Annotated in this window: 11 protein-coding genes and 1 pseudogene; 7 read left to right on the forward strand and 5 right to left on the reverse strand. The window is 70.6% G+C overall.

What is annotated here, in order from left to right; genetic code table 11:
- The 6 genes and pseudogenes from ABD810_RS22060 to ABD810_RS22085 all read left to right on the forward strand — a co-directional run.
- Positions 1–245 (forward strand): annotated as a pseudogene (locus ABD810_RS22060) (ArsR family transcriptional regulator); the annotation flags it as partial.
- Positions 246–315: 70 nt separating this feature from the next.
- Positions 316–882 (forward strand): GNAT family N-acetyltransferase, encoded by a 567-nt coding sequence (locus ABD810_RS22065; RefSeq protein WP_344943437.1) that lies wholly within the window; start codon positions 316–318, stop codon positions 880–882.
- Positions 852–1,250: a hypothetical protein gene (locus tag ABD810_RS22070; RefSeq protein WP_344943440.1), complete on the forward strand. Its 399-nt coding sequence runs from the start codon at positions 852–854 to the stop codon at positions 1,248–1,250. Before ABD810_RS22065 ends, ABD810_RS22070 begins: the two co-directional genes overlap by 31 nt.
- 1 nt (position 1,251) lies before the next feature.
- Entirely contained in the window at positions 1,252–1,659 is a 408-nt protein-coding gene (locus ABD810_RS22075; RefSeq protein ID WP_344943444.1) for a hypothetical protein, read from the forward strand.
- 84 nt (positions 1,660–1,743) lie between these two features.
- Positions 1,744–2,184, forward strand: a complete 441-nt coding sequence (locus tag ABD810_RS22080; RefSeq protein ID WP_344943447.1) for a hypothetical protein — start codon at positions 1,744–1,746, stop codon at positions 2,182–2,184.
- 608 nt (positions 2,185–2,792) lie between these two features.
- Positions 2,793–2,987, forward strand: coding sequence for a hypothetical protein (locus ABD810_RS22085; RefSeq protein WP_344943450.1), 195 nt, complete (start codon positions 2,793–2,795; stop codon positions 2,985–2,987).
- A 106-nt stretch (positions 2,988–3,093) separates the two neighbouring features.
- Here the strand turns inward: ABD810_RS22085 and ABD810_RS22090 are convergent, their stop codons facing one another.
- Positions 3,094–3,270, reverse strand: a complete 177-nt coding sequence (locus ABD810_RS22090; RefSeq protein WP_344943452.1) for a hypothetical protein — start codon at positions 3,268–3,270, stop codon at positions 3,094–3,096.
- A 183-nt stretch (positions 3,271–3,453) separates the two neighbouring features.
- Positions 3,454–4,539, reverse strand: a complete 1,086-nt coding sequence (locus ABD810_RS22095) for an exo-alpha-sialidase (protein ID WP_344943455.1) — start codon at positions 4,537–4,539, stop codon at positions 3,454–3,456.
- 499 nt (positions 4,540–5,038) lie between these two features.
- On the opposite strand from ABD810_RS22095, the gene ABD810_RS22100 reads away from it, so the two are divergent.
- Complete coding sequence (locus tag ABD810_RS22100; protein WP_344943458.1) at positions 5,039–8,239, forward strand: glycosyl hydrolase 115 family protein; 3,201 nt, start codon at positions 5,039–5,041, stop codon at positions 8,237–8,239.
- A gap of 135 nt (positions 8,240–8,374) precedes the next feature.
- Here ABD810_RS22100 and ABD810_RS22105 read toward each other — a convergent pair whose 3' ends face one another.
- From ABD810_RS22105 to ABD810_RS22115, 3 genes are all read right to left on the reverse strand, one after another.
- Positions 8,375–9,466: a WD40/YVTN/BNR-like repeat-containing protein gene (locus tag ABD810_RS22105; protein ID WP_344943461.1), complete on the reverse strand. Its 1,092-nt coding sequence runs from the start codon at positions 9,464–9,466 to the stop codon at positions 8,375–8,377.
- 204 nt (positions 9,467–9,670) lie between these two features.
- A complete protein-coding gene (locus ABD810_RS22110; protein WP_425566934.1) occupies positions 9,671–10,177 on the reverse strand; it encodes a lytic polysaccharide monooxygenase in 507 nt (168 codons plus the stop codon).
- Positions 10,178–10,330: 153 nt separating this feature from the next.
- Positions 10,331–12,943 carry a helix-turn-helix transcriptional regulator gene (locus ABD810_RS22115; protein WP_344943463.1) on the reverse strand — a complete coding sequence of 871 codons (2,613 nt, stop codon included), beginning with the start codon at positions 12,941–12,943 and terminating at the stop codon, positions 10,331–10,333.
- Positions 12,944–12,953 lie beyond the last annotated feature (10 nt).

Raw genomic sequence — 12,953 nt, forward strand, 5'->3', positions numbered from 1 at the left:
TTGGCTACCTGCTCGATCTGATGGAAGAGGTGCAGGCCGACATCGCCGCGCTGGACCGCACCGCTCCCGAGTTGCCCTCGGTGGGGGTGTCGGGGGAGATCCGGGTGCCGCCCGAGCGCCGCCAGGAGTTCCTCAACGATCTGCAGTCGGTGCTGCAGGACCTGTTCACCCGCTACGGCGGAGCCGAGGGCGATGCCTTCAAGCTCACCGTGGCCTGCTATCCCAAGGCGGCACCCCGTGAGTGAGCCGATGACGCCCCACTCGCCCGCCCCGAGCCCACCGTCGAGGAGCCGGGGAGACAGGAGAGGAGAAGAGGTGTTCCTGGAGACCGACCGGTTGGTGCTCCGTCCGTTGACCGAAGCGGACGCGGACGACCTGTTCCACCTCGACAACGATCCCGATGTCATGCGCTTCATCAACGGCGGCAAGGCGACCTCCCATGAGGAGTTCCGCCGCGAGAGCCTTCCCCGGCTCCTTCACTTCTACGAGAGCCTCGGCAGACACGGCTTCTGGGCCGCCGTCGGGAAGCCGGACGGTGACTTCCTCGGATGGTTCGAGCTGCGGCCGCTGAAGGACGACGATCCCGGCGAGGTCGAGCTCGGGTACCGCCTGCGCAAGGCGGCCTGGGGCCGGGGCTACGCCACCGAAGGGGCGCGGGCGCTGATCCGCAAGGGCTTCACCGAGCTCGGCGCGCTCCGGGTGGTCTCATCGACGATGACGGTCAACACCGCCTCCCGGCGCGTGATGGAGAAGGCGGGGCTGACCCACGTACGGACCTTCCACCAGTGGTGGCCCGACATCATCGAGGGCTCGGAGGAGGGGGACGTGGACTACGCGCTGGACAAGGCCGGATGGGAACGCGGCCGGTCCGCCGAGGAGTGATCTTCCTGATCCCCCTGGTCGCCCTGGCCGCGATGGCGCCCGGCCCCGCCCACTCGCCGGACCAGCTGTCGGCTCGCTGGCTGCTGGCGGTCGCCTCCCGGATGGTGCGCGATGTCGGCGAGCTGGTCGGCGCCGCCGCCAAGGCGCGCCGCAAGGTCGCCACGTTCGCCATCGACGGCCAGGTCCGGTTCGCCTCGGCCGCCGACCGCGCCGCCTTCGCCGAAAGGCTCACCAAGGTCGTCACCGAGCTCGCCGGTGAATACCACGACGAGACCGCCGAAGGCGGGCGCGTCCACCGCATCATCGTCGCTCTTCACCCGCACGTGAAAACCGAGACCTCCGAAATATCAGAGAACAAGGAGTTGTGAGATGAGTCATCGATTCGAGCTGGACCGGGGCTGGGACATGTACCTGCACACTCTGGATAAGTATCTGACGCATTTCCCCGGGCAGTTCGCGCTGGTGGTGTTCGAGACCGGGCCGCGTGAGGGCGGTGAGCCGGTGTGGCAGGCGCTGCGGGCGGGGCTGGGGCTGCGCGGTGAGGTGGTGCAGGGCGATCGGGTGCGGCTGACCCCCGAGGGCATGGACCCGATCGAGGGCGTGGCCGACTACGTCGCGCCGGGGTTCCTGGGCGTGCGCACCGGTGAGGGGTTGTACCGGTTCATCGAGGGCCTGCACAACACGGTGGTGGTGGGACACCACATCTTCACCGACGGGGCCGAGCCCCTGGAAAGCGAACAGGCCTGGCAGGACTGGCTGTCCAAGCTGTTCGCCTGACGGCACCTGTGTCCACACAACGAGGACGGCGGCCCGCCGACCGGTCAGAACCACCGCGAAACCGCCACGAAGGTCACCAAAGCAATGGATGAGATCACGAACCCCGGACACGCCGACGAGGATGAGCCCGCCGGCAACGACTCCCAGGCGGCCGAGCCGCGCGGCCGCCTGGGCCGACACGAGGGCGAGAGCCGCACCGCAGAGGACCACCCCGGCGGCGCCGATGACCGCGCCGCCACCGAGGGCCACGACGACGCCGGTGACGGCCCGGCGGAAAGGGACGACCGCGTCACCGTCGAAGACCACCGCGACGACGCCGGTGACGGTCCGGCAGAGGGCCACCGCGCTGATGCGGGTGAGGATCCGGCTGAGGGCCACCGTGATGACGCGGGTGGACAGGACGACCGCGCCGGCCGGTCCGGTGACGACGACCCGGACGACGAGCGGCCGCCGGATGACGACGCCGGCGCGGACGCCCAGGGCTCCGGCAGGTCGTTCCTCCTTGGCCTGGCCTGGTGGCCGTGATGCCACAGCCCTTCCCCGTGGTCACGCCGTGACGCCACAGCCCTTTCCCGTGGTCACGCCGTGACGCCGCCGCCCTTTCCCGTGGTCACGCCGTGACGCCGCCGCCCTTTCCCGTGGTCACGCCCGTGACGCCGCCGCACTTTCCCACGGTCACGCCGTGACGCCACCGCACTTTCCCGCGGCCGCGCCTGGAGGGCGGCCGCGGGGAACTAGACGCGACCGGGGATGACCCGGCCGCATCCGCACCGACGAGCCGGTGCCCGCCACATGGTGCGGTTGGTGGGTACCCGGCTCGTCGGTCTGATCGGTGCCGGTCCCCCCGGTGGCGGCCCGGCGCCGGGGATCACCAGGCGAGCGAAAACCCAGGGAAACGTATTTGTCTTAGGTTTACCGACGATCGGGGAAACCACCCCGGTCCCCATGTCCCCGCCTTATCCGGCCGCCGGCACGACAAAATAGTGAAACGGTGAATCCCCAGCTCAGGACGGCTTAGCGAATCAGAAGCCAGTCGATAACAACTGGATAGCGACCCCTCATACCTTCGTAATCAAGCGAGCAAGGAAATGAAGCGGATGCGAGCCGCCGCCACAAATGAGGGGTCAACCGAAATGACGAACATCAAGTTCACCGCCGCCCGGATCATCGTCCTTACCGTCATCGCCGCAGGCGGTTTCACCGCCGTCGGCACCATGGCGGCCGCCGAGGCCACGTCCACGGCCACGGTTTCGACCCCCACGATCACCCCGAGCCCGACCCCGACCCCGACCCCCCCGGGTACGGACGGCCACACGCCTTGGGGCTGAGCCCTCGGCGAGCGGGCTTGCGCACGGCCGGAGCTGTACGGCTCCGGCCGTTTTCATGTTCCGGATGGCGGGAGGAGCGCGCGCTCGCGATCGGCACGCGTCTCACTCAGTCCCAGGTGGTGCCCATGGCAGCGGCGCGGGATGCCGGACCTCCGGTGCCACCGGCGGTGAGGTTGAGGTGGCGGCGTACCGCGCCACCAGAGGCGATGGCGGCCGAGACGATCGCGGCGGACACTTTCGCGCCGACGGTGAGGCCCACCGGGGAGACGGTCGGGTGCGTCATCGCGTTTCTCTTTTCCGAGTACTGCGCCTGCGCGCCGGGCGCTGTGGCGGCGCAGGGGATACCCCGCCGTCACCTCGCCGGCGGGACACCAACTGCCCCTCTCTGACCCCGCGAATCCTCTCGCGCCACAGATCGGACATTCAGCGCTATCTCAAAGAAACGCGCGCCCGAATGCGCCTCGGTTCACACCATCGCGGCGCGGACGCACAGCACATCGGGAAGGTGGGCGGCCACCTGCGCCCACGAGTCGCCCTCGTCGCGGCTGGCGTAGACCTCTCCTGACCGGGTGCCGAAGTAGACGCCCGCCGGGTCGGCGTCGTCGGTGCACATCGCGTCGCGCAGCACGGCGGGGTAGAACGGCTCGGCGGGCAGCCCTTCGGACAGGCCCTCCCAGGTCTTGCCCGCGTCCTGCGAGCGGTAGACCCGGCAGCGCTGGTCGGGTGGGAACCGCATCGAGTCGGCGATCAGGGGGAAGTTGTAGATCACGTCAGGGCGTCGCGGGTGGGCGATGATGGCGAAGCCGAAGTCGCTCGGCAGGCCGTCCGCGATCGACTCCCAGTGGGCGCCGTCGTCGTCGGAGCGGTAGACGCCGTGGTGGTTCTGCGCGTACAGCCGGTCGGGGTTCACGGGGTCGCGGGCGACCTTGTGGACGCACTGCCCGAACTCGGGGAACCGGTCCGGCAGGAAGGGGGCCTGGATGCCGACGTTGCCGGGATTCCAGGAGGCGCCGCCGTCGGCGCTGCGGTAGACGCCTCCGGCCGACATGGCGACCAGCAGCGTCTCCGGATCCCGCGGGTGAGGCAGGACGGTGTGGATCGCCTGCCCGCCGAACCCCGCCTCCCACTGGGTGCGGTGAGGATGGTCCCACAGGGCGCGGACGAGCTCGAAGCTGACGCCGCCGTCGTCGGAGACGAACAGCGCCGACGGCTCGGTGCCGGCGTAGACGCGCTCGGGGTGCCCCGCCGGGTCGGGGGTGAGCTGCCAGACCCGCTCCAGCGCCGTCTCGGTGTCCTGCGGGAACGCGACCGGCGGCCGGGGCGGCTCCTGCCAGGAGGCGCCGAGGTCGTCGCTGAAGGCCACGCTCGGCCCGAAGTGCGAGCTGGTGACCCCCGCGAGCAGGCGGGGCGAGGCCCCGCGCTTGTCGATGCACAGGCCGTAGACGCCGGTCATCGGAAAGTGCGGGCCGCTGATGTCCCATGACTTGCGGTCATCGTCGCTGCGGGCCAGGAAGAGCCCTTTAGCGGTTCCCAGGGCCAGGAGGACGGTCATCGCGATCCTTTCCGATTCGGTGGCATGGCGACTGCGTGGTCAGTATCCATGCGCCGGCCACCGTTCTGGAAGTGCCGACGTGTCATCACCTTATAGAACGAGTGTTTGGATCGGAAGGAGGAATCGCACGTCGGCGACCTCCGGCCGGCGACGTCCTCGCCTCGCCCCGGCCGGCGCCCTCACTCGGCGGGGAGCGCGATCCGAAGGCTCACGGTTCCCCGAAGGTCGAGCCGGGGGGTGTCCGGCCCCCGCATCAGGCGCATCACCACCTCCTCACATCCGGGGCGGTGGCCTGTCCCTCCCGTAGAGACCGCCGGGTGTGAAACTTTCAACGCCGGGGGCGCGCCCCGTCCTGCCGGGCCCGCTTCCGGCCGTCCGAGTGTTGACCCCATGATGCGGCGTGGTTAGCATCCGGTTAATTTGACCTCCTCCGAAACTTTCGAAATTGTCGAGAAAGTTTTCAGCGCGTCACCTCACCCTCTCTCATGGAGACAGCGATATGAGAAGGTACGCCGCCGGTTCGCCGGCCTGTCCCCCCGCGATCCGGCGAGCGCCGGCGCGACATCCGAGGATCCTGCTGTCGCTGGTCGTCGTGGCCGCCGCCACAGCGCTGGCCGCCCCCGGCTCCGCCGCCGCGGGGACGGACGCCGCGCACGGCGCGCCGGCCCAGACGGGCACGTACATCTCCACCACCGCGGGGCCGGGGCGCTTCCCCCTCGTGGCGGATCGCAAGGCGGCCCCGCTCGTGGTCAGCGCGAGCGACCATACGGGTGTCACACGGGTGGTGAACGACCTCCAGGCCGACATCGAGAAGGTCACCGGCGTCCGGCCCGACGTCTCCCTCGACAGCGTCCCGAAGCGGGACGACGTGGTGATCATCGGGACCATCGGCAGAAGCCCGCTGATCGACGCGCTGGTCGCCTCGGGAAAGCTCGATGTGACCGGGATCGCGGGCAAGTGGGAGACGTCCCTGGAGCAGGTGGTGCGCGATCCGCTGCCCGGCGTCCGGCGTGCGTTCGTCATCGCCGGCAGCGACCAGCGGGGAACGATCTTCGGCGCCTACGACGTCTCCAAGAAGATCGGCGTGTCGCCGTGGCACTTCTGGGATGACGTGCCCGCCAAGCACCAGAACGCGCTGTACGTGCTGCCCGGCCGCCACACCCAGGGCACCCCGGCGGTCAAGTACCGCGGCTTCTTCATCAACGACGAGAACCCCGCGCAGGGCACCTGGGCGCCACGCTATTTCGGCCCCGGTCTCGCGCCGGGCCACGAGGGCGGCTTCAACAGCAAGTTCTGGTCCAAGATCTTCGAAGTGATGCTGAGGCTGAAGGCCAACTACCTGTGGCCCGCCGTCTGGGGCCGCGCGTTCGCCGAGGACGACCCGCTCAACCACGCGACCGCCACCAAGTACGGCGTGGTGATGGGCACCTCGCACGAGGCGCCGATGATGCGCGGCATCGAGGAGTGGAACCGGCACGCCGTGGCGGCGGTCCGCGACAGCGCCGGCAACATCGTCACCCCTGGCCGCGACCCCTACGGCGGCACCGGTGAGTGGAGTTTCCGCCGCAACGGCGAGGCCATCAAGAAGTACTGGGCCGACGGCATCCGCCGGATGAAGGAGCAGGACTTCGAGGGCGTCGTCACGCTTGGCATGCGGGGCAACGGCGACGTCAGCCTCCCCGACGGCGACGGCATCGAGCTGATGCAGAGCATCCTGGCCGCCCAGCGCGAGATCCTGGCGCGGGAGAGCGGGGAGGCGCTGGAGAGCATTCCGCAGGTGCAGACCCTCTACAAGGAGGTCCAGCGGTACTGGGACCAGGGCCTGCGCCCGCCGGACGATGTCACCGTGGTGTTCTGCGATGACAACTGGGGCAACATGCGCAAGATGCCCGACCTGCGGCTGCCCAAGCGCGCCGGTGGCTACGGCATCTACTACCACTTCGACTACGTGGGCGGTGGCCGCAACTACAAGTGGGTCGACACCATCAACCTGGTGAACACGTGGGAGCAGCTCAACATGACCTACTCCTACGGCGTCGACCGCCTGTGGATGGTCAACGTGGGCGACATGAAGAACGAGGAGATGCCACTGCAGTTCTTCCTGGACTACGCCTGGAACCCCTCCTCCATCCCGCTGGACAAGCTGGAGGACTGGGAGCGCGACTACGCGGCGCAGAACTTCGGGTCCGACAAGGCGCCGGCCATCGCCGAGGTCCTGCATGACTACGGCGTGCTGCAGGCCCGCCGCAAGCCCGAACTGCTCAACCGCAAGATCACGCTCGACCCGGCCAAGAACCCCGCGACCGACTCCAGCGCCATCGTCTACGACGACAAGGCCTCACCGATCAGCCTGACCGCGTACCAGGAGATGGCGAGGTTCGCCGGGGAGTGGAAGCGTCTGGCCGACAAGGCGGAGAGGATACGCAGGCAGCTTCCCGCCGCCTGGGACGACGCGTACTACCAGCTGGTCTTCTACCAGGTGAAGGCGTCGGCCAACCTGTACGCGCTGCGGGAGGCGCAGTTCACCAACCTGCTGTACGCCGAGCAGGGCCGCGCCGCCACCAATGACCTGGCCGACCTCGCGCAGGCGCGGTTCGACGAGGACCAGGCGATGTCGGACTATTACCACAACGACCTCGCCGACGGTAAGTGGAACGGCTGGCAGCTCCAGCCCAAGATCGGCTACGGAGACATCGAGCGCTACGGCCCGAACGCGCCCTGGCAGCAGCCGGAGCAGAACAACGTGGCCCTGCCCGACGCCTTCTACCCGCATCTGAAGCGCATCGAGGTGCCGAGCGGCGCCGATATGGGCGTGGCCATCGACGGCTCTGAGAAGTGGTGGCCGAATTCGGCGACCCCCGCGACCCTGCCGGCGTTCAGCCCGTACCAGACCTCCCCGGCCCAGTACATCGAGGTGTTCAACCGGGGCACCACCGCGTTCGGCCACACCATCAGGCCCTCCGTGCCGTGGGTGTCGGTCACGCCGTCGCACGGCACCGTCACCAAGCAGGTGCGCGCGACCGTCAAGGTCGACTGGTCGCGGGCGCCGAAGGGCAGGACCGAGGTACCGATCACGGTCACCGGCCCGGGCGGCGCGAGCGTGGTGGTCACCGCGGTGGTGGACAATCCCGACGTGCCGCGTCACCGTCTCAAGGGCTTCGTCGAGGCCGGCGGGTACGTCGCCATCGACGCCGCCCACTACAGCAAGGCCGTCGGCGCCAACGGCGTCGGCTGGAAGGTGCTTCCGGACATCGGCAAGTCGACCGACGGTGTGACGCCGAGCCCGGTCACCGCGGCCCGTCAGACCCCGGGCGGGAACAGCCCTCGCCTCGAGTACACGATGACGACCTTCACCACCGGCCCGGTCAAGGTCTCCACGGTGCTGTCGCCGCGGAACAACGTCCTGCCGACCGACGGCCTGAAGTACGCCATCTCGATCGACGACCAGGCGCCGCAGATCGTGAACATCACCACCACGACCGGCGCCAACGACACCACGATGAACCGGCAGTGGGAGCGCAACACCTCCGACAACGCCAACGTGACCACCACCACCCACACGATCGCCACCCCCGGCGTGCACACGCTGAAGGTGTGGATGGTCGACCCGACCGTGATCGTGCAGCGGCTCGTGGTGGACACCGGCGGCGTCCTGCCGAGCTATCTCGGCCCGCCGGAGAGCCTCCGAGCAGACCGCTGACCCGCGCGATCCGGGGCGGTCGCGAGGGGACCGCTCCGGGTCGTCGCGTGAACCGCCCGTCCCGTCAGGAAGGATGCCTGGCCACGCGCCCGCCGAACGGGCGCGGCGCACGGCAGGTCACGCGCGGCGGCGTGCTCACGGCAGGCGAAGGGCGAGCCGTGCGACCCGGCCCTGCTCGCCCGAGGCCCAGCAGCTGAGATCGCGGGTGCAGGCCACCGTGTCGAACGATCCCTCGTCGAATCTCGTCCAGTGCCTGCCGGACGACGTCGTCACGTCGCTGCCGGAGGGCCCGACCGCGATGGCCGCGAACGGCAGGTGGGGCAGCCAGGTGACCCCGGACCGGTAGGCCTCGGGCGGCGTGGCCGCGGCCTCCCAGGTCGTGCCCCCGTCCCGGGTCAGCGCGGCGGCGCTGGGGGAGGGCCGGTCCGGCTGGAAGTCGCCGCCCACGGCGATGCCGTGCCGGGGGTCGCGGAACGCCAGCGCGAACACCCCTCGTGCCGGGTCGCCCGCGGGGATGGGGGTGTCGGCCACGGTCCAGGTGAGGCCACGGTCGCGGGAGTGGAACACGCGCGAGCGGTCGCCTCCGCCGCTCGCCATCCACACGTCCCGCCCTCCCGCCGTGACCAGGCACTGGCCGCTGGCGGCGAATCCCGCCTCGCCCGGCAGCGCGTCGGGCATCCCGGTGGAGGGAAGGACCTGCCAGCTGCGTCCCCCGTCACGGGTGGACAGGATGCGGAACTTCCCGTCGACGGGGTCGCTCATGGCCAGGCCGTGCCGGCGGTCGAAGAACGCCATGCAGTCGTAGAAGGCCCTCGGCTCATCGTTGCGGAACGTCTCGGCCCAGGTCTCTCCGCCGTCCTCTGTGCGGTACACGCGGGAGGCGTCGCCCTCGCCGATCGACAGGACCAGGGCGGTGCGGGAGTCGAAGGCCTCGACGTCCCGGAACTGCAGGTCGGCGGTGTCCGGGGGAGAGACCCCCGCCCACGTCCTTCCGCCGTCGACGGTGCGGAGCACCGTGCCGAGGCTGCCGGACGCCCACGCGACCCCGCGGCTGACCGGTGACAGCCCGCGAAGGCGCGCCGTCACACCGGTCGGTTTGAGTTCCCACGTCAGAGCCGGGACCCGGGCCTCGGGCGGAGCGGGGGGTGTCGCGTCAGCGGAGGCGGGGGTCGCGGTGACGACCACGCCCACGGCGGCGATCATGCTGAGTGCGGATCGGAACATCATGGGTGGCAACGTAGGCCAAAGCGATCAAATCCGTCCACGGTGCCGGAACAACACCTGAACACGGCCGCTGCAACCGCCCGCGATGCGGGGTACGGCGGCCGGAGGACGACGGTGGTACGGCCCCGCCCCCGCCATGCGGAGCCATACCTCAGGGCCGGACGGTACGGTCGGGTCGCCTTCGCGTGGGACCGTACCCGGGCCTGGTCAGCGCTGGAGGTCGACGCAGGAGTAGAAGGCGTTCGCGGTGTCGGCGATGTTCCAGATCGCGAGCACCTTCTGCCGCCCGGTCCTGCCGCCGAGGTTCACCGTGTGGGACACGGTGGCGCCAGGCTGGCGGCCTCCGTCGTTGAACACCGCGATGCGGGTGCCGCCGATGTAGTACTCCCAGGTGCTGGTGGCGTGGCGGGCGGTCAGCACCCAGTTGAAGGTGACGGTGTTCCCGACGCTGGTGGCCGGCCAGTTCTTGCTCTCGTCGCTGAGCTGGGCGAACCGGGCGTTGCCGCCATGGCAGCTGCGCAGGCCCTTGGGCCCTTCCACGCTCTGCGGCTCGTAGATGATCTGGCCGCAGTTAGCGACGCGGCCCTGGGCGCACATGGCCTGCCGGCTGGGCGGCGAGGAGATGTAGCCGTGGGCCATGGCGGGTGAGGCGACGAACACCGTGGCTCCGATGGCGAGAACCATGGTCGCGAGGAAGGTGAGCGATCTTCGCATGTCCTGCTCCTTCGCTGGGGGGTGAGGTCAATTGTGTAAGAAAGTTTCCTAAGAGTAAATCCCGGCATGACAAGATTTTCCGGCGTCGGTCAGGTGACGGAAGGCGCGGTCAGGCCGGTGGCCGAGCCGCGCGAGGACCGCCGGGGCCCGGGCTCACTCGTCGCCGAGGAGCGGGCCGAGGTCGGTCCGGCCGCCGGCTCCCAGCTTGGCGTACACCGCTCGCAGATGGTTCTCCACCGTTCGCTCCGACACCACCAGACGCGCGGCGATCTCCCTGTTCGCCAGCCCGCCCGCCGCCAGCCGCGCGATCTCGTACTCCCTGGCGGTGAGGCCCGGCGCGCTGAGGCGTTCCAGGGCGGGAGTGCGCGCGCCCTCGCAGCGGCGCCCGAGCGCCCAGGCCCGAGCCGCGGCCGCGCGGGCGGACGCCGCCCGGCCGGCAGACGCGTGAGCCCGGGAGGCCTGGGCGGCGGCCTCCGTGGCGTGCAGGATCATCCCCAGCGCCTCGAACCGCCGGGACACCTCCGCCAGTCCCGGCCCGTCGTCCTGGAGGGCGGCCCGCGCGTGGTCCGCGCAGAGCCCGGCGAACGGCCCATCCTGGAGGGTGGCCAGCTCGGCGAGCCGCTCCGCCACCGGGCCGGGGGCGCCGAGTCGTACGGCGGTGTGCAGGGCGAGGGTCTCGAAGCTCGGCCGGCCCCGGCTCAGCGCGGCGCTTTCGGCGGCGTACTCGACCGCGTGCGCCAGTTCCCCGGCGGCGGCCGCCGCCCAGGGGTACGCGAGGCCGATGAAGCCGTACCCCAGTGAGGCCGAGATCTCAGGCAGCCGGTCGGCCGCACGCTTCGCCGCCGTGACCGCCGCTTCGGCACCCGGGCCGTCACCGAGCATGGCGCGGGCGAGCGAGTACACGGCCTGGCGCGCCGGGGTGAGTCCCATCGTCGACGCCCGGTCCTCCAGCTCGGGAGCGACCACGCCGTGCAGCAGACGGGCCGCCTCGCGCGGGAGGCCGCGCATGAGGGCGAGCTGGCCGCGTAGCAGCGACAGCGTGTCGGTGGCGCGGTCCCAGTCGGCCGGTCCGGCCATGGCCGTCTCCAGGGAGACGATCGCCTCCTCGGCCGCGACCAGGTCACCCTTGGCCTGAGCCGCCGCACACCAGTTCATGTGAAGGCCGACGGTGATCACGGGTACGGCGTGCCGCCAGGAGTCGGCGTCGGCCAGCGCGCGGCGCGCCGAGGCGACGGACTCGTCGTAACGGCCGGTGTAGAGGCCGCAGGCGGCGTAGGTGCTCAGCGCCTGCGCGCGCACGGGGGGAGTGGAGGACGGGTCGGCCAGCAGATCGGTGCCGATGCGCATGGCCGCGGGGAAGTCGCCGATCATGCTGGCCAGGATCATGAGCAGCACGGTGAGATCCTGGCGGAAGGTGGGGCCGGTCACCGTCTCGAGCGCCTGGTCGAGTATCTCCTTGGCCTCGGCGACGCGTCCCAGCCCGAATCCAAGGCTCCAGGCCCGCGACAGAACCAGCTCCGTGCGCCTGCGCTCGTCGCACGGCTCGTCCCAGACCCGCGCCAGGATGTCCTCGGCCTCTTGCGATCTCTCGGTGTAGTTGAGCAGGGTGGCGAGGAGGATCGCGGCGTCGACGCCGCCGCCGTGCTCCCAGGCTCCGTGGCCGAGGCGGAGCGCCAGCGGATAGTCGTGCGCCACCCAGGCCAGCCTGCACGCTTCGACCAGCGGGGCGGGGTCGCTCACGGTGTCGCTCTCCAGCCTCCACAGCGCGATGCGCGTGATGTCCTCGGGATGCGGTCCACCGCGCTCGAGCGCCTCCGCCAGATCCCGGTAGTGCCGCCGCATTCGCAACGACGGCATCCGTGTCCGGACGATCTCGCCGTACAGGGGGTGTCCCAGGCGCGCCAGGACGCGGCGACCCGAAGAGCCCAGACTGATCAGTCCTCGGGCCTCGGCGCGCTCCACCGGCTCCGCTCCGGTCAGGGGGATCAGTTCGGGCAGGTCGACGGGCTCGCCGAGTGCCACCAGTTCGATCACGGCCCGCTCCTGCTCGTCGACCGTCCCCATCCGCTGCTGGACCAGGTCGGTCAGCCGGGACGCGTGGCGCAGGAGCTCCCGCCGTAACCGCCAGACGTCACCGTCGTCACGCCGCACGGCGGCGGCGACCAGCTCGCTGAGATACAGCAGATTGCCCTCACTGAGGTGGTGAAGTTGGTCGACCAGCGAGGGCGCCACGACTCCGGGGAGCGCCTGGGCCACGAGGGCGGCGGTCCCGTCTCGGTCGAGCGGGGTCAGGTCGATGCGTTCCGCGGAGTCCTGCCTCCACAGTGCCGTCACCGGGTCGGGGCAGCTCTCTCCTGTCCTGAGCGTGGCAAGGACGGTGGCCTGCCGGGTGAGGTGGTGCACCAGCGCCGCGGAGGCCGGATCGAGCAGATGGGCGTCATCGGCCACGAGCACGATGGGCCTGCCCCCGGCGCTCCCGACGATCGCGTCCATCGCCCAGGCCAGCAGGTTCGCCCTGGGCCCGGGAGCCGCCGCCGGGAGCAGAGGCGCCATCGCGCCGAGCGGGAGGGTACGGGCGGCCTGGGTGGCGTGCACCCACACGACGGCGTGCGTCTCGGCGAACCCGCTCGCCGACTCCGCCACCAGCCGGGTCTTGCCGGCCCCCGCCGGACCGGCGAGCACGACCGCCGGGCAACCGGGATCGCGCAGCAGCCCGACGATGCGGGTCAGCTCCGCCTCACGCCCTATGAGTGGCCATCTGCGCACCTGCCCGCCC

Origin of the sequence: Sphaerisporangium flaviroseum (assembly GCF_039537005.1) — a bacterium.
Lineage (GTDB): Bacteria > Actinomycetota > Actinomycetes > Streptosporangiales > Streptosporangiaceae > Sphaerisporangium > Sphaerisporangium flaviroseum.